The organism is Pseudomonas sp. DE0010, from assembly GCF_007680745.1.
In the GTDB taxonomy this organism is placed as follows: Bacteria; Pseudomonadota; Gammaproteobacteria; order Pseudomonadales; family Pseudomonadaceae; genus Aquipseudomonas; species Aquipseudomonas parafulva_B.
On the sequence record NZ_VEJQ01000019.1, the window covers coordinates 67,310 to 90,607 of the forward strand.

Annotated in this window: 18 protein-coding genes and 1 other RNA gene; 11 read left to right on the forward strand and 8 right to left on the reverse strand. The window is 64.5% G+C overall.

What is annotated here, in order from left to right; genetic code table 11:
* Positions 1-132 precede the first annotated feature (132 nt).
* Positions 133-1,014 carry an RHS repeat-associated core domain-containing protein gene (locus FS767_RS15295; RefSeq protein WP_144966612.1) on the reverse strand — a complete coding sequence of 294 codons (882 nt, stop codon included), beginning with the start codon at positions 1,012-1,014 and terminating at the stop codon, positions 133-135.
* A 202-nt stretch (positions 1,015-1,216) separates the two neighbouring features.
* A complete protein-coding gene (locus tag FS767_RS15300) occupies positions 1,217-1,984 on the reverse strand; it encodes an FCD domain-containing protein (protein ID WP_027915425.1) in 768 nt (255 codons plus the stop codon).
* A 254-nt stretch (positions 1,985-2,238) separates the two neighbouring features.
* Here FS767_RS15300 and FS767_RS15305 point away from each other — a divergent pair, with 254 nt between their 5' ends.
* From FS767_RS15305 to FS767_RS15315, 3 genes are all read left to right on the forward strand, one after another.
* Entirely contained in the window at positions 2,239-3,909 is a 1,671-nt protein-coding gene (locus tag FS767_RS15305) for a lactate permease LctP family transporter (RefSeq protein ID WP_144966614.1), read from the forward strand.
* A 63-nt stretch (positions 3,910-3,972) separates the two neighbouring features.
* The gene (lldD, locus tag FS767_RS15310; protein WP_100850852.1) at positions 3,973-5,118 is read left to right on the forward strand and encodes an FMN-dependent L-lactate dehydrogenase LldD; all 1,146 of its coding nucleotides are present in this window, start codon (positions 3,973-3,975) and stop codon (positions 5,116-5,118) included.
* A gap of 74 nt (positions 5,119-5,192) precedes the next feature.
* Complete coding sequence (locus FS767_RS15315; RefSeq protein WP_144966616.1) at positions 5,193-7,997, forward strand: FAD-binding and (Fe-S)-binding domain-containing protein; 2,805 nt, start codon at positions 5,193-5,195, stop codon at positions 7,995-7,997.
* Between the two features lie 274 nt (positions 7,998-8,271).
* On the opposite strand, the gene glyA is transcribed toward FS767_RS15315, so the two are convergent.
* The 5 genes from glyA to serC form a co-directional block, all read right to left on the reverse strand.
* A complete protein-coding gene (glyA, locus tag FS767_RS15320) occupies positions 8,272-9,537 on the reverse strand; it encodes a serine hydroxymethyltransferase (protein ID WP_078477975.1) in 1,266 nt (421 codons plus the stop codon).
* A 23-nt stretch (positions 9,538-9,560) separates the two neighbouring features.
* Entirely contained in the window at positions 9,561-10,742 is a 1,182-nt protein-coding gene (locus FS767_RS15325; RefSeq protein ID WP_144966617.1) for an aspartate aminotransferase family protein, read from the reverse strand.
* A 23-nt stretch (positions 10,743-10,765) separates the two neighbouring features.
* Positions 10,766-11,608: a YggS family pyridoxal phosphate-dependent enzyme gene (locus tag FS767_RS15330; protein WP_144966619.1), complete on the reverse strand. Its 843-nt coding sequence runs from the start codon at positions 11,606-11,608 to the stop codon at positions 10,766-10,768.
* Positions 11,608-12,855 carry a benzoate/H(+) symporter BenE family transporter gene (locus tag FS767_RS15335; protein WP_144966622.1) on the reverse strand — a complete coding sequence of 416 codons (1,248 nt, stop codon included), beginning with the start codon at positions 12,853-12,855 and terminating at the stop codon, positions 11,608-11,610. Before FS767_RS15335 ends, FS767_RS15330 begins: the two co-directional genes overlap by 1 nt.
* 119 nt (positions 12,856-12,974) lie before the next feature.
* Entirely contained in the window at positions 12,975-14,057 is a 1,083-nt protein-coding gene (serC, locus tag FS767_RS15340; RefSeq protein WP_144966624.1) for a 3-phosphoserine/phosphohydroxythreonine transaminase, read from the reverse strand.
* Positions 14,058-14,188: 131 nt separating this feature from the next.
* Here serC and FS767_RS15345 point away from each other — a divergent pair, with 131 nt between their 5' ends.
* Positions 14,189-15,685 carry a PLP-dependent aminotransferase family protein gene (locus tag FS767_RS15345; protein WP_144966626.1) on the forward strand — a complete coding sequence of 499 codons (1,497 nt, stop codon included), beginning with the start codon at positions 14,189-14,191 and terminating at the stop codon, positions 15,683-15,685.
* Between the two features lie 9 nt (positions 15,686-15,694).
* Here the strand turns inward: FS767_RS15345 and FS767_RS15350 are convergent, their stop codons facing one another.
* Entirely contained in the window at positions 15,695-16,993 is a 1,299-nt protein-coding gene (locus FS767_RS15350) for a serine hydroxymethyltransferase (protein WP_058604779.1), read from the reverse strand.
* Between the two features lie 256 nt (positions 16,994-17,249).
* Between FS767_RS15350 and FS767_RS15355 the strand changes: the two genes are divergently transcribed.
* The 7 genes from FS767_RS15355 (at position 17,250) to ssrA (ending at position 22,764) form a co-directional block, all read left to right on the forward strand.
* On the forward strand, positions 17,250-18,464 hold the full coding sequence (locus tag FS767_RS15355) for an MFS transporter (protein ID WP_144966628.1): 1,215 nt from the start codon (positions 17,250-17,252) through the stop codon (positions 18,462-18,464).
* Positions 18,465-18,587: 123 nt separating this feature from the next.
* Positions 18,588-19,550, forward strand: coding sequence for a diiron oxygenase (locus FS767_RS15360; protein WP_058638212.1), 963 nt, complete (start codon positions 18,588-18,590; stop codon positions 19,548-19,550).
* Positions 19,547-20,608 carry an iron-sulfur cluster-binding domain-containing protein gene (locus tag FS767_RS15365; RefSeq protein WP_144966630.1) on the forward strand — a complete coding sequence of 354 codons (1,062 nt, stop codon included), beginning with the start codon at positions 19,547-19,549 and terminating at the stop codon, positions 20,606-20,608. Before FS767_RS15360 ends, FS767_RS15365 begins: the two co-directional genes overlap by 4 nt.
* 36 nt (positions 20,609-20,644) lie before the next feature.
* The gene (locus tag FS767_RS15370; protein ID WP_144966632.1) at positions 20,645-21,340 is read left to right on the forward strand and encodes a glutamine amidotransferase; all 696 of its coding nucleotides are present in this window, start codon (positions 20,645-20,647) and stop codon (positions 21,338-21,340) included.
* A 57-nt stretch (positions 21,341-21,397) separates the two neighbouring features.
* Entirely contained in the window at positions 21,398-21,766 is a 369-nt protein-coding gene (locus FS767_RS15375; protein ID WP_027915438.1) for an antibiotic biosynthesis monooxygenase, read from the forward strand.
* Positions 21,767-21,983: 217 nt separating this feature from the next.
* Complete coding sequence (locus tag FS767_RS15380; protein WP_144966634.1) at positions 21,984-22,274, forward strand: hypothetical protein; 291 nt, start codon at positions 21,984-21,986, stop codon at positions 22,272-22,274.
* Between the two features lie 98 nt (positions 22,275-22,372).
* Positions 22,373-22,764: a transfer-messenger RNA gene (ssrA, locus tag FS767_RS15385) on the forward strand.
* Positions 22,765-23,298: the final 534 nt, after the last annotated feature.

The window sequence follows — 23,298 nt, forward strand, 5'->3', positions numbered from 1 at the left end:
GAGGCACGCGCTAGGCTCTGCGTGTCAGCATCGAAGTCGATGTCGGCAACTTGTCCGATGCGGTTCTGCGGCCTCTATTTTCGGACGTGAGCAAAATTAGGTGTTTCTGATCACGTGGGCGCCCTCGCTAACTTACGTATCTTGCCGGAAAGCAGTCATGTCCATCGGATCAGCCGCTCTCTTTACAAGGGAGCTCCCCTCGAGTGTTAGCGCGTCACGAGCATTTCTAAGTTTGGACTGGTAACCGGAACTGCCAGCCACCCGTGGATCGCCCATCTTATGAGCCAGTTCAAGCGCATTTAGCTCGTTAGTGACGTCCAGGTACGCATTCAGATTCTCTTCGGTTACGTACGCCTTTTTTTTCGAGTCCTCCCAGTGGTTTACAACAACCTCGAATATCTTGGTAGTGCGGCGTGTTGAGTGGAGGGGCTCGACGGCCTGGCTCCGGGCGCTCTCACGCTTGCCCACGGTTTCGACCGGGGGAGTCTTCAACGTCTCATGATGCTCAACCTTGAACTTGCCTACCACCCTGTTTCTCATAAGCGCGCGACTGGAATGGCGTGTGTGCCCGCTAGGGTCTTGGTAGTTAACCGGATCATTGTTGCAGTAGGCGTAGCCGTTCAATCCGCCACGACCGAAGGGGCTCCAGTGGTCGCTGGAATGAAAACGCATGAGTGCTGGGCTGTAGGCGCGGTATCCGTTTCCGAGGAAGTAAGCGCCTGAGCACCTGTCGAAATGCTCACCGCTGAAACCGAGTATCCCGTGACCGTGCTGCTGGCTCAAATCATGGCCAAACACTGTAAAGGCGTAGTTATGCTGCTCATCATCCAGCGCACTAAGCACCGTTTTTTGGCTATCTGAGGCGACCAAACGAGTCGCGCCACCTTGCACGTGCTGCTCAGCCAGCGGCAGTTCATTGAGGCGAAAAACCGCACGCGTGTGGTTCCCGCATTTGAGACTGGTCAGCGTGTTGTTTCTGTAGAAGAGATACGAGCGGTCGTTTGTTTGCCTCATATTTCAAGTACCTGCTGCGCGGGATGAAGGATGAGTGCGCAAGACGATTCTGAAGCATTGGAGAAATCTTCATACTGGCAAAAATGGCAGGTGCGAGCGCGCAAGAGACTCGGCATGGTAGTCATGGTCGGCAAGCCATCATTCACACCGATTGCCAGAAGGGGCATGTGTCCACCCCCTACATACGCCTGACAACAAGCCTCTAGTGCCCGTTGCGCCGCTCCGCCCGCGCGACCCGCTGCGCCTCTTCGTGCGCCTCTTCAAGCACCTCCTGCACGTACAGAATGTGCCGGCTGGACACCTCCCGCGCATCCTCGGCCCGACCTTCGACAATCGCCAGGTACAACTCCCGGTGCTGACTGATCAGCATGTCGCGCGTTTCGCTGCGTTGCTGGTACATGCCACCGATGTTAGTGACCACGTTGCGCTTGAGCAGGTCGAACAACCCGCGAATGGTGTGCAGCAGCACAGCATTGTGACTGGCCTCGGCAATGGCCAGGTGAAAACGCGCATCGGCGGCGCCTTCTTCGGCCCGTGTGACCTCCCCTACCCGCGCGTAGCAGTCCTGCAGCACGTCGAACGCCTCCTTCAAGCGAGCCCGGTCGGGTGCAGTGGCGCGCTGGGCAGCGTAATAGGCACAAGACGCCTCCAGGGTGTGGCGGAACTCCAGCAGGTCGTGTTGCGCCTGGGGGCTGTGTTCGAGCAGTTGCAACAACGGGTCGCTGAACGTGGAGCCCAGCGACTGCGCCACATAGTTGCCGCCGCCCTGCTTGCTGACCAGCAAGCCCTTGGCCACCAGCTTCTGGATCGCTTCGCGCAGCGACGGGCGTGATACCCCGAACTGCTCGGCCAGCACGCGTTCGGCCGGCAGCCGCTGGCCCGACGTCAACGTGCCTTCCAGAATCATCCCTTCCAACCGATCGACAATGTCGTCGGACAGGCGCCGCTGGCGGACCTGATCAAAAACCATCACACGCTCTCCACGAATCCCGGCTGATATCCGGGGCATCCATTCTCGCCGATCCACAGCCGGCCGACACCCACCAGCGCTCGTTTTTCATGCCACATCACCTGCCCACTTATCGGCATTCGACCAAAGTGCTGCCTCGGACAAATTGACACACCCCCGTGTGCCCTTTTAACCTAGCGGCGAGCCATTGTAAATTGGTCTTACCAATTATCCAGGGCCAGCGCATGACCAACAACAATTAGGGGCCACCCCATATGCAAACCTGGCAACAACTCTACAGCCCGCTGGGCAGTCTCGGCCTGTCCGCCCTGGCGGCGGTCATCCCCATCGTATTCTTCTTCCTGGCCCTGGCCGTCTTCCGCCTCAAGGGCCACATCGCCGGCAGCATCACCTTGGGTCTGTCGATCCTGGTGGCGATCTTCGCCTTCAAGATGCCTGTCGACATGGCCCTGGCCGCTGCCGGCTACGGCTTCCTCTATGGTCTGTGGCCCATCGCCTGGATCATCGTCGCGGCCGTGTTCCTGTACAAACTCACGGTCAAGAGCGGCCAGTTCGAGGTGATCCGCAGTTCGGTGCTGTCGATCACCGACGACCAGCGCTTGCAGGTGCTGCTGATTGGTTTCTGCTTCGGCGCCTTCCTGGAAGGGGCGGCCGGCTTTGGTGCGCCGGTAGCGATCACCGCCGCACTGCTGGTGGGCCTAGGCTTCAACCCGTTGTACGCGGCAGGCCTGTGCTTGATCGCGAACACCGCACCGGTCGCTTTCGGCGCGCTGGGCATCCCGATCATCGTGGCAGGCCAGGTCACCGGCATCGACGCCTTCCACATCGGCGCCATGACCGGTCGCCAGCTGCCGTTGCTGTCGCTGTTCGTGCCTTTCTGGCTGGTGTTCATGATGGACGGCCTGCGCGGTGTGAAAGAAACCTGGCCCGCAGCCCTGGTGGCCGGCCTGAGCTTCGCTGTCACCCAGTACTTCACCTCGAACTTCATCGGCCCGGAACTGCCGGACATCACCTCGGCCCTGGCCAGCCTAATCGCCCTGACCCTGTTCCTGAAAGTGTGGCAGCCCAAGCGCTCGTTCGCAGCGGCCACCGGCAGCGTTGGCGCGGCCGTGGTACAAACCGGTGGCAGCCAGCCAAGCCCCTACAGCCTGGGTGAAATCTTCAAAGCCTGGTCGCCGTTCCTGATTCTCACGGTGCTGGTCACGATCTGGACCCTCAAGCCCTTCAAGGCCGCGTTCGCCCCGGGCGGTGCGATGTACAACTTCGTGTTCAACTTCGCCATCCCGCACCTCGATCAACTGGTGATCAAGACTGCCCCCATCGTGGCCGCGCCTACGGCCATGCCGGCGGTGTTCAAGCTCGACCCGATTTCTGCCACGGGCACCGCGATTTTCCTGTCGGCGCTGATCTCCATGGCCGTGCTCAAGATCAACCTCAAAACTGGTCTGACCACTTTCAAGGAAACCCTGTACGAGCTGCGCTGGCCCATCCTGTCCATCGGCATGGTGCTGGCCTTCGCCTTCGTGACCAACTACTCCGGCATGTCCTCGACCATGGCCCTGGTACTGGCCGGCACCGGCGCGGCGTTCCCGTTCTTCTCGCCGTTCCTGGGCTGGCTGGGGGTGTTCCTGACCGGTTCGGACACCTCCTCCAATGCCCTGTTCAGCTCGTTGCAAGCCACCACTGCACACCAGATCGGCGTGAACGACACCCTGCTGGTTGCAGCCAACACCAGTGGCGGCGTGACCGGCAAGATGATCTCGCCGCAGTCGATCGCCGTGGCGTGCGCCGCCACCGGCCTTGTGGGCAAGGAGTCCGACCTGTTCCGCTTCACCGTCAAGCACAGCCTGTTCTTCGCCACCATCGTCGGCCTGATCACCTTGGTGCAGGCCTACTGGCTGACCGGCATGCTGGTTCATCACTAAAGTGAAAGGGGCCGGGCAGCCTACATTGCCCGGCCTTACTCACCTGCCAAGCTGCGAGAGCCCATGATCATTTCTGCCTCTACCGATTACCGCGCCGCCGCCCAACGCAAGTTGCCGCCCTTCTTGTTCCACTATGCCGACGGCGGCGCCTACGCCGAGTACACGCTGCGCCACAACGTTTCGGACCTGGCCAGCATCGCCCTGCGCCAGCGCGTGCTGAAGAACATGTCCGAACTCAGCCTGCAGACCGAGCTGTTCGGTGAAACCCTGAGCATGCCCGTGGCCCTGGCCCCGGTCGGCCTGACCGGCATGTACGCCCGTCGTGGCGAAGTGCAGGCGGCCCGTGCGGCGGCCGCCCACGGCATCCCGTTCACGATGTCCACCGTTTCGGTCTGCCCCATCGAAGAAGTGGCCCCGGCTATCGACCGGCCGATGTGGTTCCAGCTGTACGTGCTCAAGGACCGCGGCTTCATGCGCAATGCCCTGGAGCGCGCCAAGGCCGCCGGCGTTCGCACCCTGGTGTTCACCGTCGACATGCCTACCCCCGGCGCCCGCTACCGTGATGCCCACTCGGGCATGAGCGGCAAGAACGGCCCGCTGCGGCGTATGCTGCAAGCCATGACCCACCCGCAGTGGGCATGGGACGTGGGCGTCATGGGCCGCCCGCACGACCTGGGCAACATCTCCACCTACCGGGGCAACCCCACGGGCCTGGCCGACTACATCGGCTGGCTGGCCAACAACTTCGACCCGTCCATTTCCTGGCGCGACCTGGAGTGGATCCGCGAGTTCTGGGACGGCCCGATGATCATCAAGGGTATCCTCGATGCCGACGATGCCCGCGATGCGGTCAAGTTCGGCGCCGACGGCATCGTCGTGTCCAACCACGGTGGCCGCCAGCTCGACGGCGTGCTGTCCAGTGCCCGCGCCTTGCCGGCGATTGCCGACGCGGTGAAGGGCGACCTGAAGATCCTGGCTGACTCCGGCATTCGCAGCGGCCTGGACGTGGTGCGCATGATCGCCCTGGGCGCGGACACCGTGCTGATCGGCCGGGCCTTCCTGTATGCCCTGGCAGTTCATGGCCAGGCGGGGGTGAAGAACCTGCTGGAGCTGTTCGAGAAAGAAATGCGCGTGGCCATGGTGCTGACCGGCACCAAGTCCATCGGCGAGATCACCCGCGACTCGCTGGTACGCGAACTGGGCGCCTGAGCGCCTGCCTGAAACACCGCCTGATTACCGGGGCACGCGCCGCACCAGACGTCGCGGCCCCGCGAGGAGACTGCATGAGCCTGCCTGCTGCGTTTCTGCGCGATGCCGAGCGCCTGATACCTGCCGAGCGTCGCTTCGACGACCCGACCTCTACCCTGGCCTTCGGCACCGATGCCAGCTTCTATCGCCTGATCCCCAAGCTGGTGGTGCGCGTGGAGTCCGAGGACGAGGTGGTCGGCCTGATCAAGCTGGCCCAGCGCGAGCGAGTGCCCATCACCTTCCGCGCTGCCGGCACCAGCTTGTCCGGCCAGGCCATCAGCGATTCGGTCCTGATCGTGCTGGGCGATAACTGGAACGGGCGCGAGGTGCGCGGCCAGGGCGAGCAGATCAGGCTGCAGCCAGGTGTCATCGGCGCCCAGGCCAATGCCTGGCTGGCGCCGTTCGGGCGCAAGATCGGCCCGGACCCCGCCTCGATCAATGCTTGCAAGATTGGCGGCATCGTCGCCAACAACGCCAGCGGCATGTGCTGCGGCACGGCGCAGAACACCTACCACACCCTGGCCGGTTTGCGCCTGGTGCTGGCCGACGGCACCTGCCTGGACAGCGAGGACCCGGCCAGCGTCGCGGCCTTCCAGAAAAGCCATGCCCCCTTGCTCGACGCCCTCGCCCGCCTGGGCCGGGAGACCCGCGCCAACACGGCCCTGGCCGAGCGCATCCGGCACAAGTACCGGCTCAAGAACACCACCGGCCTGTCGCTCAATGCCCTGGTGGATTTCGACCAGCCGCTCGACATCCTGCAGCACCTGCTGGTCGGCTCCGAGGGCACCCTGGGTTTCATCAGCGCGGTGACCTACGACACCGTGCCCGACCACCCACACAAGGCCAGCGCCCTGCTGGTGTTCCCCAGTGTAGAAAGCTGTTGCCGCGCCGTGCCGATCCTCAAGCGCCAGCCCGTGTCCGCGGTGGAGTTGCTGGACCGGCGCAGCCTGCGCTCGGTGCAGGACATGGCCGGCATGCCGGTGTGGGTCAAGGGCCTGTCGGCCAATGCCTGCGCGCTGTTGATCGAATCCCGCGCCGCCAGCCAGACCCTGCTGCACGAGCAGGTGCACCAAGTGATGGCCTCGATTGCCGAGTTCCCCCTGGAACAGCAAGTGGATTTCAGCGAAGACCCGGTGGTGTACAACCAGCTGTGGAAGATCCGCAAGGACACCTTCCCCGCCGTGGGCGCCGTGCGCCAGACCGGCACCACGGTCATCATCGAAGACGTCACCTTCCCCGTCGAGCAACTGGCCGAGGGCGTCAACCGCCTGATCCAGCTGTTCGAACAGCACCGCTACGACGAGGCGATCATTTTCGGCCATGCGCTGGAAGGCAACCTGCACTTTGTCTTCACCCAGGGTTTCAACAGCGCCGAGGAAGTGGCTCGCTACCAGGCTTTCATGGACGACGTGGCGCAGTTGGTGGCCGTGGAGTTCGGCGGCTCGCTCAAGGCCGAGCACGGCACCGGCCGCAACATGGCGCCCTTCGTGGCGCTCGAATGGGGCCAGGATGCCTACCAGCTGATGTGGCAGCTCAAGCGCCTGCTCGACCCTAACGGCATTCTCAACCCTGATGTGGTGCTCAGCGAAGACCCGGCCATTCACCTCAAGCACCTCAAGCCGCTGCCGGCTGCCGACGCGATCGTCGACAAGTGCATCGAATGCGGCTTCTGCGAGCCGGTGTGCCCGTCCAAGGGGCTGACCCTCAGCCCGCGCCAGCGCATCGTCATGTGGCGGGATATCCAGGCCAAGGAACGCAGCGGCCAGGACACCCGCGCCCTGCGCGACACCTTCCAGTACCAGGGCATGGACACCTGCGCTGCCACGGGGCTGTGTGCCCAGCGCTGCCCGGTGGGCATCAACACCGGCGAGCTGGTCAAGAAGCTGCGCGCCCAGGCGGCCGAACATGGCAAGGCCGCCGACTGGTTGGCCGAACACTTCAAGACGGCCATGGGCGGCGCTCGCCTGTCCCTGACCGCCGCCAATACAGCCCGCAAGCTACTGGGCGCGCCTCGTCTTAACCGCTTGAGCGCCGCCCTGAGCAAGACCAGCAAAGGCCGCGTGCCCCGCTGGACCCCGGCGATGCCCCAGCCTCTGCGCCCTGTGCGCGTAGGTGAGGCGAGCAACGACCCGCGCCCGCGCGTGGTCTACCTGGCTGCCTGCGTGTCCAAGGTCATGGGCCCTGCGTATGCCGATCGCGAGCAGAGCTCATTGCTGGACAAGACTCGCAGCCTGCTGGAGAAGGCCGGGTATCAGGTCGTCTTCCCGGAAAATGCCGAAAGCCTGTGCTGCGGCCAGCCCTTCGCTTCCAAAGGCTACCCCGAGCAGGCTGAACACAAGCGCCAGGAGCTGATCAATGCCCTGCTGCACGCCAGCCGTGGCGGCCTGGACCCGATCTATTGCGACACCAGCCCCTGCACGTTGCGCCTGGTCCAGGACCTGGGGGATACCCGTTTGGACCTGTACGACCCCGTGCGTTTCATCCGCACGCACCTGGTCGACCGGCTCACCTTCACCCCGCAGGATGAACCGGTGGCCGTGCATGTGACCTGCAGTACGCAGCACCTGGGCGAAAGCCAGGCCCTGATCGACCTGGCGCGGCGGTGCAGCACCCAGGTGGTGATACCTGAAGGCATTCATTGCTGCGGGTTTGCTGGCGACAAGGGCTTCACCACCCCGGAGCTCAATGCCCATGCCTTGCGTAGCCTGAAAGATGCCGTGCAGTACTGTGGTGAGGGCATTTCTACCAGCCGCACCTGTGAGATTGGCTTGTCGACCCACAGTGGCATCGATTATCACGGGTTGGTGTACCTGGTGGACCGGGTGACCCAGGCGCGGTAGCTGAGGCCCGTGTTCGATGCTGGGAACCTGGGGCCGCTGCGCGGCCCATCGCGGCACTAGGCCGCTCCCACCGCAGCTCAAAACCCAGTGGGAGCGGCCTTGCCGGGGCGCCGGACCGGCCGCGATGGGCCGCGCAGCGGCCCCGGTGATCTTCATCCGATACCCAACGGCACAGCAAACTCAGCAACAAGAAAGGGCTGCCAGGCAGCCCTTTCACACAGGTTATAAAACCTGCATCAAAACCCGACACCTCCGGTGCCAGGTCCCGACCCTCTCAGCCATAAACCGGATAACGACGGCACAGCGCAACCACCTGCTCACGCACATGGTGCCCCACCTCGTCACTGCGCCCGGTTTCCAAAGCATCGAGCACGTCGCACAACCATCCCGCCACCTGCTCGCACGCCTCGACATCGAACCCGCGGGTGGTCACCGCCGGCGTACCGATGCGCAGCCCCGAGGTCACGAACGGCGAACGCGGATCGTTAGGCACCGAGTTCTTGTTGGCTGTGATATAGGCGCTGCTCAAGGCCGCATCGGCTTCCTTGCCGGTGTAGGGCTTGGCCGACAGGTCGATCAGCATCATGTGGTTGTCGGTCCCGTCCGACACAATCTTGTACCCGCGCGCCTGCAACACCTTGGCCATGGCCCGGGCATTGGTCACCACCTGGGTCTGGTAACTGCGAAATGCCGGCGACAGCGCTTCCTTGAAGGCCACGGCCTTGGCCGCGATCTGGTGCATCAGTGGGCCGCCCTGGACACCCGGGAACACCGCCGAATCGAGCTTCTTGTAGAAACTCTCGTCCTGCCCCTTGGACAGAATCAGGCCGCCGCGCGGGCCGCGCAGGGTCTTGTGGGTGGTGCTGGTGACCACATGGGCGTGGGGCAGCGGGTCCGGGTATTCGCCAGCGGCAACCAGCCCGGCCACGTGGGCCATGTCTACCCAGAAAATAGCCCCGACCTTGTCGGCGATGCTGCGCATGCGTGCCCAGTCCTTGTAGCGCGAGTAGGCCGAGAAACCACCGATGAGCATCTTCGGGCGGGTTTCCAGCGCGATGCGCTCCATCTCGTCATAGTCCAGAAAGCCCGTCTTCGGGTCCAGGCCATAGGGCACGATCTTGTAGTGGCGGCCCGAGAAGTTGGCCGGGTTGCCGTGGGTCAGGTGCCCGCCCTGGGCCAGGTTCATGCCCATCACGGTGTCGCCTGGCTGGATCAGCGCCAAAAACACCGCCGCGTTGGCCTGGGCGCCGGCGTGGGGCTGCACGTTGGCGTAGTCGCAGTTGAACAGCGCCTTGACCCGCTCGATGGCCAGGCTTTCGGCCACGTCCACGTATTCACAGCCACTGTAGTAGCGCTTGCCGGGATAGCCCTCGGCGTACTTGTTGGTGAGCACCGTGCTCTGGATCTGCATCACCAACGGGCTGGCATAGTTCTCCGAGGCGATGAGCTCGATGTGGTCTTCCTGGCGATTCACTTCGTTGCGAATCGAGGCGTGCAGCTCTGGATCGAAGGCGTTGAGGGTCAGCGTCGAGTCGTACATGTATTAAGCGTCCTTGTTCTGAATCAGGCTTGGAATGACAGCAAGCGGGTCACGCGTGAAGCGATGTCGTCGATCTGCGCCTCGGAGCAGATCAGTGGCGGCAGCAGGCGCACGGTGGTACCTCGGGTAACGGTGATCAGCAGGTGTTGCTCGTCCCGGGCCCGGTCCACCAGTTCGGCGCAGGGGCGGTTGAGCTCGATGCCGACCATCAGGCCCAGGCCGCGCACCGACACCACCTCAGGGTGCCCGGCCAGCGCCAGTTGCAGGGCCGCCAGCAAACGCTGGCCCAGCACCGCAGCCCGCTGCGGCAGGTGATCGCGCTGCATGATGTCCACCACCGTGCAGCCCACGCGGCATGCCAGGGGGTTGCCGCCGAAGGTGGAGGCATGGTGGCCAGGGGAGAACAGCTCGGCGGCCTTGCCACGGGCCAGGCACGCGCCGATGGGGAAGCCATTGCCCAAGGCTTTGGCCAGGGTGATGACGTCGGGCTCGATGCCGGCGTGTTGGAAGCCGAACCAGCTGCCGGTACGGCCCATGCCGGTCTGCACCTCGTCGATCATCATCAGCCAGTGGTGCGCGTCGCACAGCTGGCGCAGCGCTTGCAGATAGCCCGCCGACGCCGGGTGCACACCGCCCTCGCCCTGCACGGGCTCGACCAGCACGGCCACCACGTTGGGCGACTGGGCCGCGACCTGGCGCACGGCCTCGATGTCATCGTAGGGCACGCGGATGAAGCCTGGCATCAGCGGCTCGAAGCCGCGGTGAACGGCCGGGTTGCCAGTGGCGGCCAGGGTTGCCAGGGTGCGCCCATGGAAGCTGTTTTCCATGACCAGCACCTGGGGCTGGGCAACGTTCCGGGCCGTGGCGTGCAAACGCGCCAGCTTCAGTGCGGCCTCGTTGGCCTCGGCGCCGGAGTTGCAGAAGAACGCCCGCTCCATACCCGAGAGCCGGCACAAGCGCTCGCCAAGCTGTTCCTGCCACGGGATACGAAACATGTTGGTGGTGTGCAGCAGCACGTCGGCCTGTTCGGCCAGGGCCGAGGCGATCTCGGGGTTGGCGTGCCCCAGGCTGGTCACGGCCACCCCGGCGATGGCGTCGAGGTATTCGACCCCGTGCGAATCCCACAACAGGGCGCCCTGGCCCCGGCTGAACGCAACCGGTTGGCGGGCTGAAGTGTGCATGAGGTAAGCGGGAGCAGCAGACATTGCAGGTTTCCTGTACAGAGGGGTCAGTGGCTGGTAGCCAGCGACGGGGTAGCGTCCTGGTGCGGCGCGGCATCGGCCGTGGGCCAGTAGTAGGCATCGGGCATGGCGCGGGCGCCGAAGATCGCCTGGCCGACGCGCACCACCGTGGCGCCCTCCTCGATGGCCACTTCGAAATCACCCGACATGCCCATCGACAGCTCCTGCAACGACACCCCTTCAGGCGCACTGGCGCGCAGCCGGTCGCGCAACTCGCGCAGCAACACGAAGCACGGGCGTACCCGCGCGGCGTCGGCCGAAAACAGCGCCAGGGTCATCAGGCCGCGCACACGCAGCGCCGGGAACGCCGGCAGCGCTTGCACGAATGCCGCCACGTCATCAGGCACCAGCCCGTACTTGCTGGCCTCGCCCGAGGTGTTGACCTGGACGAACACATCCATCTGCCGCCCCTCAATGCGCAGGCGGCGGTCCAGCACCTCGGCGACCCGCAGGCTGTCCAGCGCCTGGAACTCACTGGCAAAGCGCGCCACCTGCTTGGCCTTGTTGGTCTGCAGGTGGCCGATCACCGACCACTGCAAGTCGTGCAGGTCGGCCATGGCTTCCCACTTGCGCTGGGCCTCCTGCACCTTGTTCTCGCCCAGCAGGCGGCAACCGGCGGCATAGGCCAGGCGCAGGTGCGCTTCGTCGAAGGTCTTGCTGACCGGCAGCAGGCGCACTTCGGCCGGGTCTCGCCCGACCCGCTCGCAGGCCCGGGCGATGCGCTCATGCACGGCGGCCAGGTTGCGGCGAAAATCCTCGACGGTGTTGGCCTGCGGGTAGCGGCCGTGGCGCGCATGCAGGGTGGTGAGGTCTTCGGCGTACTCGCTCATCAATTCGTCGCTCCTTTGGTGGGCACTGCTGCCGGTTCTGCCTGAACGGCCTTGGCCCGGCGAGGCAGGCGACCGTTGAGCACGGCGTAGGCCACAAGGCCGATCACCAGCCCCCAGAACGCACCGCCGATACCCAGCAGGGTGATATTGGCCGCACAGGCCAGGAAGGTGATCAACGACGCCTCGCGCGCTTTTGCATCGAGCATGGCATTGGCCAGGCTGCCGCCGATGGTGCCTAGCAGGGCCAGCCCCGCCAGGGTGGTGATGAAGGTGGCCGGGAAGGCCATGAACACCGCCGCCAGGGTCACCCCGAAGATGCCCACCAGGATGTAGAAGATGCCGGCGGCCACACCCGCCACCCAGCGCTTGGATGGGTCTTCGGACGCTTCCTTGCCGGTGCAGATGGCGGCAGTGATGGCGGCGATGTTGAAGGCGTGGGAGCCGAACGGCGCCATCAGCAGCGAGCCGAGCCCAGTGATGCCGAGAATCGGGTTGGCACTGGTGCTGAACCCGTCGTTGCGCAACACCAGCATGCCGGGCATGTACTGGCCGGTCAGGGTGATCAGGAACAGCGGCAGCGCCACGCTCAGCAGTGCGTTGAGCGAGAACTCGGGGCGGGTGAACACTGGCGTGGCGAATTCCAGGGACAGCCCAGCGAAATCGACCCGCCCCTGCATCACCAGGTAGACCAGCCCCAGTACCAGGATGCCGACCACCGCATAGCGGGCGCTCAGGCGCTTGAACACGATGTACGCCCCGATCAGCAGCCCGACCAGCAGCGGGTCGACGCTCATGCTGGCGAAGGCGCCGATACCGAACTGCAACAGGATGCCGCCCAGCAGGCCCGCGGCCACCCCTGGCGGAATCAGGCGCACGGCTTTTTCGAAGTAGCCCGACACGCCCAGCAGCACGAAGGCCACCGCTGACACCATGTACGCCCCCACCGCCTCGGCGTAGGGCGTGGTGGCCAGGGCCACGATCAGGAACGCCGCCGCCGGCGTGGACCAGGCGGTGATGATCGGCTCGCGGCTGACCCAGCTGAGCAGCAGCCCGGTCACGCCCACCCCGATGGACACCGACCACACCCAGGAGGCGGTCAGCTCGGGGCTGAGCCCTGCAACCTTGGCAGCCTGGAACACCAGGATGAAGGTGCCGCCATAGTTGACGATCACCGAAATGAGCCCGGCCACCACCGGGTGCAGCAGGTCCTGCAGGCGCAGGGGCGAGGGGGTACGAGTAGATGACATAGGTCTTGGCTCCTTGCTAGACGCTGTATCCGGCTGCGGTAGGCAGTCATTTATAGCCGCAGATTGGCTGGTTTTACCCCGACGCTTCGCCTAGGCAGACCAGACCACTTTCAGTGCGCTCAACCGTACCTGCGGGCGAACGCCCCCATGAATTCGCAAAGGGCGGCCACCGCTTCGACGGAGATGGCGTTGTACAGGCTGGCGCGGATACCGCCGACGCTGGCGTGGCCCTTCAGGCCATGCAGCCCAGCCGCCTCGGCCTCGCGCAGGAAAGCCGCTTCAACGGCTTGATCGGCCAGCCGGAACGGCACGTTGTTGATCGAGCGATAGGCCGGCTGCACCGGGTTGCGGTAGAAACCGTCGCTGCCGTCGAGGGTTTCGTACAGCAGGCTGGCCTTGGTCTGGTTGCGCTGGTGCAGCACCTGCAAGCCCCCGCTGCGCTTGATCCACTGCAGCGTCAGGCCGGTCAGGTACCAGGGGAAGGTGGCGGGCGTGTTGAGCATCGACTGGGCATCGCTGATGCACCCGTAGTTGAGGATGTCCGGGGTGAACCCATGGCAGCGGTCCAGCAGCGCCGGGTCCATGATGACCACCGTCAGCCCGGCCACGCCCATGTTCTTCTGGGCGGCGGCATACACCAGGCCATGGCGGGCGATGTCGATGGGCTTGGACAGCAGGCTCGAACAGGCATCGCACACCAGCGGCGCCTCGCTGGCGGGCGGCTCGGCGAACTGCACGCCGTGTACGGTCTCGTTCTCGGTGTAGTGCAGGTAGGCAGCCTTCGGGTTCAGCTGCCAGTCCTCGACCGCCGGCACCCGGTCAAAGCCGGTCCCCTGGGCACTGGCGACCACACGTACCTCGCAATACTGGCGCGCCGCCTCGATCGCCTTGCCCGACCACAACCCGGTGTGCAGGTAGTCCACGCTGCCGTTGTCACCGGCCAGGTTCATGGGCACCTGGGCGAACTGCAACGAAGCGCCGCCCTGCACGAACAGCACCCGGTAGTGCGCCGGCACCTCCAGCAGCTCGCGCAGGTCGGCCTCGGTCTGCTCGGCAATGGCGCGGAAGATGGGCGAACGGTGGCTCATCTCCATGATGGACATGCCCGTGCCGGCAAAATCGTGGAACTCGTCGTACGCCTGGTTGAGCACTTCCAGGGGGACTGCGGTGGGGCCTGCGCTGAAATTGTGTGACCGTGCCATGGTGGGTGGGCTCCTGTGCGTGAACGCGCCGACGCGGTGAATACCAGGCCTGGCCTGGCTGGCGAAGGCCGGAGTCTACGGATAAACTGGCCTGCCCTTACCTGCCAGTTCATGGATGGAGAGCAGACCACATGGCGAAGACCTTCGCGCTGGACACCCTGAAGATTCGGCTCAACGACGCCGAGTTTCAGCTGCTGGACCTGCACCAGCGCATCCAGCGCGCCATGCGTGCGTTGATCCTGGATGGCGCGCTGGGCCCGAGCCTGAAACTGCCCTCCACCCGTGTGCTGTCCAAGTCCCTGGGTTGTGCCCGCGATACCGTCGAAAACGCCTACGTGCAGCTGCACCGGGACGGTTTCATCGTGCGCCGCGGCGGCGCGGGCAGCTACGTGTGCGACACGGTGGGCGCCGAATTGCGCGGGGCCGGGCCACGCCGGCAACGCACGCAAGAGGTACGGCGCAGCGTGGTCGCGCCCGGCGCCGAACTCAGCCAACGCGGGCGCATGATCTTCGAGACCGGCGGCGTGCGTGACCAGCAAGTGATCAAGGCCTTCGCCACCGGCCTGCCGGAAACCCGCAGCTTCCCCACCGACGTCTGGGAGCGGCTGCAACGCCAGGTGGTCAAGGACTACCGCGCCAGCGTCCTGCTGCACGGTGACCCACAAGGCGCCGAACCCCTGCGCAAGGCCATCGCCACCTACCTGAACCTCGAACGCGGGGCCGCGTGCACACCCGACCAGGTGCTGGTGCTCAGCAGTACGCGCCAGGCGTTGTACCTGTGCGCGCAATTGCTGGTAGATGCCGGCAAACCCATCCTGCTGGAAAACCCCGGCTACTACGGCGCCCGCAAGGCGTTCGAAATCGCCGAGACCAAGGTATTGCCCATCGACGTGGACGAACGGGGCATCCGCACCGACCTGCTGTTCGCCGACCGCAGCGGCGCCAACTGCGTGTACGTCACCCCCTCGCACCAGTACCCCACGGGCGCGACCCTGCCCCTGGAGCGCCGCCTGGAGCTGATCAACTGGGCTGCACAAAAAGCCAAGTGGATCATCGAGGACGACTACGACAGCGAGTTTCACTACGACGGCCAGCCCACCGCCTGCGTGCAGGGCCTGGACCGGTACCAGCGCACCCTGTACATCGGCACCTTCAGCAAGACCCTCTACCCTGGCCTGCGCATGGGCTACATCGTGCTGCCGCCCGAACTAGTCAAGCCCTTCGCCTATGCCCGCAGCATGATGGACGGCCACACCCCGCAGGTCTTGCAGTTGACCCTGGCGCGCTTCATGGAGGACGGGCACTACAACGCCCACGTACGCGCCATGCGCAAGTTGTACGCCGGGCGCCGGGCGGTGATGCACGATGCCATCGCCAAGTACTTGAGCCCGGTGGTTACCGCCCACCTGCCGCCAGGTGGCTTGCAGATCCCCTGCCTGCTCAAGCCAGGCTGGTCCGAAGAAAAGACCATTCGCCAGGCGGCTACAGCCGGCGTGCAGCTGTCGGGCCTGAGCAGCCTGTACCTGGGCGAGCCGCAGACCCATGGCTGGCTGCTGGGGTATTCCTCGCTCACGGCCTACGAGATCGAAGCAGCCATGCTGCGCCTGGCCAACGCCCTCAAGCTTTGAGCGCCGGGTTCAGTAAGGCAGCTTGAAACGCCGGGTCAGGTCGAAGATGCCCTCGCGGATCGAGCGCTCGGTGCGGCTGTCCATGGCACCGCTGCGCACACCCCCGAGCATGGCCAGGATCATGTCCCCTATCTCGCGGAACTCATCCTCGCCCATTCCCCGGGAGGTACAGGCCGCGCTGCCCAGGCGAATGCCCGAGGTGACGCTGGACTTGACCTCGTCACCGGGCACGACGTTACGGTTGACGGTGATGCCAACCGCCTCCAGCGCGCCTTCGGCGGCGTTACCGGCAAGGCCCCAGGGCCGCAGGTCGATCACACCCAGGTGGCAGTCCGTGCCGCCCGATACCACCAGCAAGCCGCCTTCGGCCAACCGCCCGCACAAGGCCCGGGCATTGGCCACTACCGCATGGGCATAGGGGCCAAAGCCCGGTTGCAGCGCCTCGCCCAGGGCCACGGCCTTGGCCGCCACGGTGTGCATCAGCGCAGCGCCTTGCAGGCCGGGGAATACCGCCGCGTTGATCCTGCGCGCCAGGGTCTGGTCGTTGCACAGGATCATCCCCCCGCGTGGGCCGCGCAGGGTCGCGTGGGTGCTCAGCGTGGTGACGTGGGCATGGGGCACTGGCGAGGGATAGGCGCCGCCTGCGACCAGCCCGGCGACGTGGGCGATGTCGGCCATCAGGTACGCCCCCACCTCGTCGGCAATGGCGCGGAAACGGGCGAAATCCAGCGCGCGTGAGTACGCCGACGCCCCGGCGATGATCAGCCGTGGGCGCTCACGGCGGGCGATGTGCGCCACCTGGTCCATGTCGACCAGGTGCGTCAGCGGGTGCACACCGTAGCTGACCGCCTGGAACCAGCGCCCGGACACGTTGAACGCCGCGCCGTGGGACAGGTGCCCGCCCGACTTCAGGTCCAGGCCGAGAATCTTGTCCTCCGGCTCCAGCAGCGCCAGGAACACCGCCTGGTTGGCCTGGTTGCCAGAGTGGGGTTGCACGTTGGCGTAGCTGCAGTCGAACAGCAGCCGGGCCCGCTCGGTGGCCAGGTCCTCGACCACATCTACATTGGCGCAGCTGGCGTAATAGCGCCGCCCCGGATACCCCTCGGCATACTTGTTGGTCAGCACCGACCCTTGTGCTTCGAGCACGGCGCGGCTGACCACGTTCTCGGCGGCGATCAGCTCGATGGACTGCACCTGGCGCAGCCGCTCGGCATCGATGGCGGTCCACACCTCGCTGTCCACCTGCGGCAGCGCAGCGGCACTGATGCCCGGCAGCGCGTGGCCCTCTTTATAAGCGAAATGCGGCATGTGTACTCCTTGTCTGAACGCCGACAATAACCGCACTACCCTAGCGGCCTGCGGCGCCTGCGACCGTACCGGTTGCCCGCGCCGTTGCAGACCACCTGTCTTGACCCGGCAAGCAGGCGTCTGCCCTGGGCATGCCAGAACGCGCGAAAGATGGGCCAAAGTGGTCTGGCCTAATGCCATTAACTGGACTACCCGACAAGACCATAGCCTCTTTAAGCTCTGCGCCGACTCAGCTCATGCCCCTACAGGTTTCACCATGACGATACGTATCGGCCTGTTGCCGCAAGTCGCCGCAGCACACTTTGTCAGCCACCTGCACATCATGGTGCTGGCGGCGCTCTTTCCGCTGCTGCCTGCTTTTTTGAACGTGGATTATGTAGCGCTGGGGCTGGCCCTCAGCGTGTTCAACATCGTCACCGCGCTGGTGCAGGCCCCCATGGGCTTCGCCGTCGATCGCCATGGCGCCAGGCGCCTGCTGCTGATGGCCCTGGCCTTGGGCAGTTGCAGTTTCCTGCTCATTGCCCTGCTGCCCGGCTACACCTGCCTGCTGGTGGGCATGGCGCTGGCGGGGGTGGCCAATGCCGTCTACCACCCTGCCGACTACGCCCTGCTGTCGCGGCACATCAACCCTGCGCACATCGGCAAGGCGTTTTCGGTGCACACCTTTGCAGGTTTTCTGGGCGCGGCGGTGGCCCCGGTGTTGTTGCTGGGGGTGGCGGTGGCCAGCGGCCCGGCCATGGCCTTTGCGACCGCAGCGCTGGTGGGCTTTGCAGTACTGGCCCTGCTCCTGATACCCGGCTCGGCACTGGCCCAGGTCAGTGACACGCCGCCCGCCCCGGCACCCAAGCCCGTGCAGGCGCAACGCGTGGCGCTGCTCTCGCCCATGATCATCAGCCTGACCCTGCTGTTCGTGCTGCTGAACCTGAGCACCGGGGCCATCGAAAAGTTCTCTGTCGCGGCCCTGATGCAAGGCCAGGGCGTGGCGCTGTACTGGGCCAACTCGGCCTTGACCGCCTTTCTGTTCGCCAGCGCATTCGGTGTGCTGGCAGGCGGTGCACTGGCCGACCGCACCCAGCGTCACGGGGTGTTGGCGGCCAGTGCTTTTGCGGTGGCGTGCGTGCTGATGCTGCTGGTGGCCACGGCGGGCCTGAGCGAGCCGCTGTTGCTCGCCGTGCTGGGCGCGGCAGGCTTTTTGACCGGCGTGATCGCCCCGTCACGGGACATGCTGGTACGGGCCGCCGCCACCAAAGGGGCAGAAGGTAAAACCTTCGGCATCGTCTCCACGGGTTTCAACATCGGCGGTGCCATCGGGCCGGTCGGGTTCGGCTGGTTGCTGGACCAGGGCCACCCCAACGCGATTTTCTGGGCCAGCGCCGCGTTCATGGGCCTGACCGTGGCCCTGACATTGCTGCAGGAATGGGTAATGGCGCGGCAGCGCAAAGTCACTGCCCTGCAACTTTCATTTAAATGACTTGAAGCAACAATAACGAAATATGTGTACCGCAAACTTGAAGGGCGCCGCCCGCACCTGCGCGTGCAACCAAGCCGGCGTAATCAAACTTAACAACTACAACCGATAGCCTGGAGTTTTAACATGGATGTTAACCATAGCGGTACCGACGATGCAGTTAAAGGCATGCTGGCCAAACTTTCAACCCTGTGGAAAACCCGCGCTGCTGTAAACCAGCCACAGCCCGACTACTGGGGCCTGGCGTTCGATGCCAACAAGAACGACTTCAGCCATTCACTGCTGCCGTTTCGCAACCACCAGGCCTGGCTTGAAGCCCCCAAGGACTTGCAGTCCAAGTGCATGTCCTACGCCTGGGGCATTTATAACCTCAAGACCATTTATATTGAATGCAATGTGGTAGTGCCGGCGTGTGAAGACATTATCAAGACCCCGCCGCAAAGCCATAACCGCGCACTGCTGCAAGATGTGATGTCACAAGCCCTGCTCGATGAAGCCCTGCATACACGGATGTCGATCATGGCCTGCAATTACATCTATGACATGCGCCAACTTACCCCACTGGACTTCAGCGCCTTCAACCTGGTGACCTGGCGCGAAGCGCTGCTGGCCAACTGCACCGCCGAATGGGAACGCCGCCTGACCCGCTTCGGCATCGCTTGCGCCAGCGAAACACTGATCACCGACTACCTCAAGACCATGGCCGAAGACACCACCATCCAGTCGGTCTGCCACGAAGTCACCCGCACCCACGCCATGGACGAGTGGAGCCACTCCAGCGTGTTCAGCTTCGTCGCCACCGACATCGTCAACGGCCTGACCCGCAAGGAACGCCTGTACCTGCGCTCGATCATCCTGCGCACCGTGCAGATGTTCGCCAACAACGAGATGGGCGCCTGGGCGCGGGTGTTCGACATGCTGGGCTTGCCCAACGGCAACGAGATCCTGCACGACGTGGGCGACAACAACGAGATCAGCGTCTATACCGACTCCCTCGAAGCCCTGGTCAACCGCATCGGCCTGGCCGGCAATGGCCTGGAGAGCGCCGAACAAGCCGTCGAGCAGCTGCGCGAGAGGGCTAGCGCATGAGTACCCCGACAAGCTTCGAAGCCGTGTGCGAGCACGTCAGCAGCGAGACCGCGCAGATCAAGGTATTCGGCCTGCGCGTGCTCAACGCCTCCAGTGCCTTTATGGCAGACCTGGTGCCCGGCCGGCACGTGGCGTTGCAGGCAACGAACCTGTCCGGCGCCCGCCAGCAGCGGCTGTACTCCATCACCCGCAGGCTCGGCAACGACCAGTTCGAGCTGGCGATCAAGCGCGAAGGGCGCGGCGGGGTCTCGGACCAGCTGCACGCCACCTGCCAACCCGGCTCGCGTTTCGATGTGCAGTTCGCCGCAGGTGACATCACTCTGGCCTCGGTCCAGGCCTGCCGCCACGTGGGCCTGCTGGCCGGCGGCATCGGCATCACCCTGCCCATCGCCCTGCTGCGCGGGCTGCACGAGCGCGCCCAGCGCGGCCTGAGCGTGCCGCAGGTCAGCCTGCTGCTGTGCGTGCCGTCCATTGCCGACATCCCGTTCCTGCACGAACTGCTGCAACTGGAACTGAGCTGCCCCTGGTTCGACCTGCAGGTGTTCGTCACCCGCGAAGTGGTGTACGGCAAAGGCCACTTCAAGGCCGGCCGCCCGCAAGCCCAGGACCTGCAAGCACTGGGCAACCCGGACAGCGTGGTGATTTGTGGCAGCCACGGCTTCGCCCAGGGCATGCGCGAGCACCTGCTGGCGCTGTTCCCCGCCTGCCCCCTGTTGATCGAATCCTTCACCCCGCCAGCCGCCTCTGCCCCGGTCACGCCAGACAATGCCCAGGCCGAAAGCCCCTTGCGCCTGCACCTTCAGCACAACGACCAGGTGCTGGAGCCCGCCGCAGGCAAGAGCCTGCTGGAGATGCTGGAAACCAGTGGCATCGCCGTACGCAGCCTGTGCCGCGCCGGCATCTGCGGCCACTGCCGGCTGAAAGTGTCGGAAGGCGAGTACAGCGTCGAACCCGACTTCTGCCTGACCGACCAGGACAAGCGCGACGGCCACGCCCTGGCCTGCTGCACCTTCCCCAAGGCCGGTACGATCAAGGTCGACCTCAACCCCACGGCGTAAACCGCGCCCTCACTTCTTTCATCATCGGGTTTGCACATGAAGACAGCCATCGCACTGCGCCACATCCACTTCGAAGACGTCGGCACCCTGGCCCCCGTCCTGAACGAAGCCGGCTACAGCCTCACCTACATCGACCCCACCGTCGAAACCCTCCACGCCGAACAGGTGATGCAGGCCGACCTGCTGATCGTGCTGGGCGGCCCCATCGGCGCCTACGACGAAAAGCCCTACCCCTTCCTCAGGGCCGAACTTGAGCTGGTGCGCCAACGCGTCGAGTCGGGCAAGCCCATGCTGGGCATCTGCCTGGGCGCACAACTGATCGCCCGCGCCATGAACGCCAAGGTCTACCCCATGGGCGTCAAGGAAATCGGCTTCTCGCCCCTTACCCTCACAGCCGAAGGCCAGCAATCGCCGCTTGCCGACCTGGGCGACGTGCCCGTGCTGCACTGGCACGGCGACCAGTTCGACATCCCAGAGGGCGCCGTGCTGCTGGCCAAGACCGACATCTGCGCGCACCAGGCGTTTGCCGTGGACAACCGCATCCTGGGCCTGCAATGCCACCTGGAAGCCGACCCCGCCCGCATCGAGCAGTGGCTGGTAGGCCACGCCAACGAAGTCGGCCAGACCGGCCTGGACCCCATCGCCCTGCGCTCGGCCGCCGCCGAACTCGGCGAGCGCCTGACCCAGGCCGCCGCCCGCGTGATGCGCGCCTGGCTTGCCAACCTGAAGTAACCCGCTGCACCAGCACCGCATGAAAACAACAAAGTCATCAAGGATGAGGCACTACCCATGATCGTCGTATTGTTCGAGTTGCAAGCACTGCCCGGCCAGGGCGAAACCTACGTAGACCTGGTCAACAAGCTCACCCCCCTGCTCAAGCCCATGGAAGGGTTCATCTCGGTGGAGTGCTTCCAGAGCACCCTCAACCCCAAGAAAGTGATGTCGGTGACCACCTGGCGCGATGAAGAAGCCGTGGTGCAATGGCGCAACGTCACCGCCCACCTCTCCGCCCAACGCGCCGGCCGCGACAAAATCTTCGACGACTACCGCGTGCGCGTCACCTCGGTGATCCGCGACTACGGCCTACGCGACCGCGACCAAGCCCCCTACAACGAAGTCGTAGACGGCACCCGCCCCACCGCCTGCCCAGTAGCCTAACCCCTGTGGGAGCGGCCTCGCGCCGCGATGGGCCGCAAAGCGGCCCCCTTCCCCCGCCAATAAGTCATACGCATCCCCACGCCCCCCTCCCCACACCCCAGCAACATCCCGCCACAAACCCTCATGCCATCCCGCCACCATCACAACGGAACTGTCAGCCAAACGGCACAGTCCACCTTTACAGGCCCACCTACCAGAGGCCACAGAGGAGACTCCCATGAAAGGTACCGCGCTTTCGGCCCTGTTCGCGGCCGCTACCCTGCTCGCTTCGCCGGCCTTCGCTGCCGACGACCTGTGCGCCCTGAACCTGCAGAAAATCAACGACAGCATGGCCACCGCCGGTGCCACCTCCGAAGGCCTGGACACCGCTGTCCAGGACAAAGTGGACGAAGCCAAGCAAGCCCAGGCTTCCGGCGACACCAAGAAATGCATCGAAATCACCAGCAAAGTCGTTGAACGTTTGGACAAAACCAACAAAGGCAGCGGCTCGAGCAGCGGCGGCGCCTGATGCATCGCGCGGGTGAGCGCTCAGCTGTCGACGCCACCCGCGCAATGCCGTATACTCCGGTTCACGTGCCGTAAGGTGCGTTAGCTTAGAGCTAGTGTGGGGCCGATTAGGATTCGACGCCGGTAGCGAAACTCTAGGTGCATGCCGAGTTGGTAACAGAACTCGTAAATCCACTGTTGCAACTTTCTATAGTTGCCAATGACGAAAACTACGAGGGCTACGCTCTCGCTGCGTAAGCAGCTGAGCCCGCTCTCCTGGTAGCTTCGGCTCCAGCAATCACCAGGGGATGCCTGTAAACCCGAAGTGATTGTCATACAGAACAGGATCGTCGTGTAGCACGTTGGGGGCAAAGCGACTAAAACTTACCCAACTCGTCCAAAGCACCCTGCCCGTCGGGCGGCTGCGGATTAACTCAGTAGACATGGCTAAGCATGTAGTACCGACAGCGGAGTACTGGCGGACGGGGGTTCAAATCCCCCCGGCTCCACCAAATTGACGAAGGAAGGCGCCTATGGGCGTCTTTTTTTGTGTCTGCGATTCAATAAAGTTTCAACCGTTCGTTGTAATGGAGTTTCAGTTCGCCGCACTCGGCCACTCAACCGTTCCGACTCCTTTATCCAGCAATGAGAGGAGCGCGCCTTCCGCTGTTCCTGCCCTCATAGCACATTGCGTAGCGCAATTCCCCTCGTGACAAACGCCGATGCCACCAGCAACAGCCATGTAGATGATGGTGCCGCAGACCAAGGAATGGACTGCACCTGACTGACAGTCAGGCATGCCCCGGTCATCGCAGTGCTGCTTGCACCCGGCTCAGGATCTCGCGGCACTGGTCTCGTCAGCCAATTCAGCCTCCACCCGCCCACCGCTATCGGTGCTCAGGAGGCCAGATCATGAGATGCCCTTGCTCCCGGTCGTAAGGAGCCGCCAGTCCCGCGTCAGTGGACACCCTCACAGGTCGCAGGGGCCTTGATCCCTGATAACACTCAGCATTCTTGGCGGGATGACGTGAGGGAGAGATCGGTAA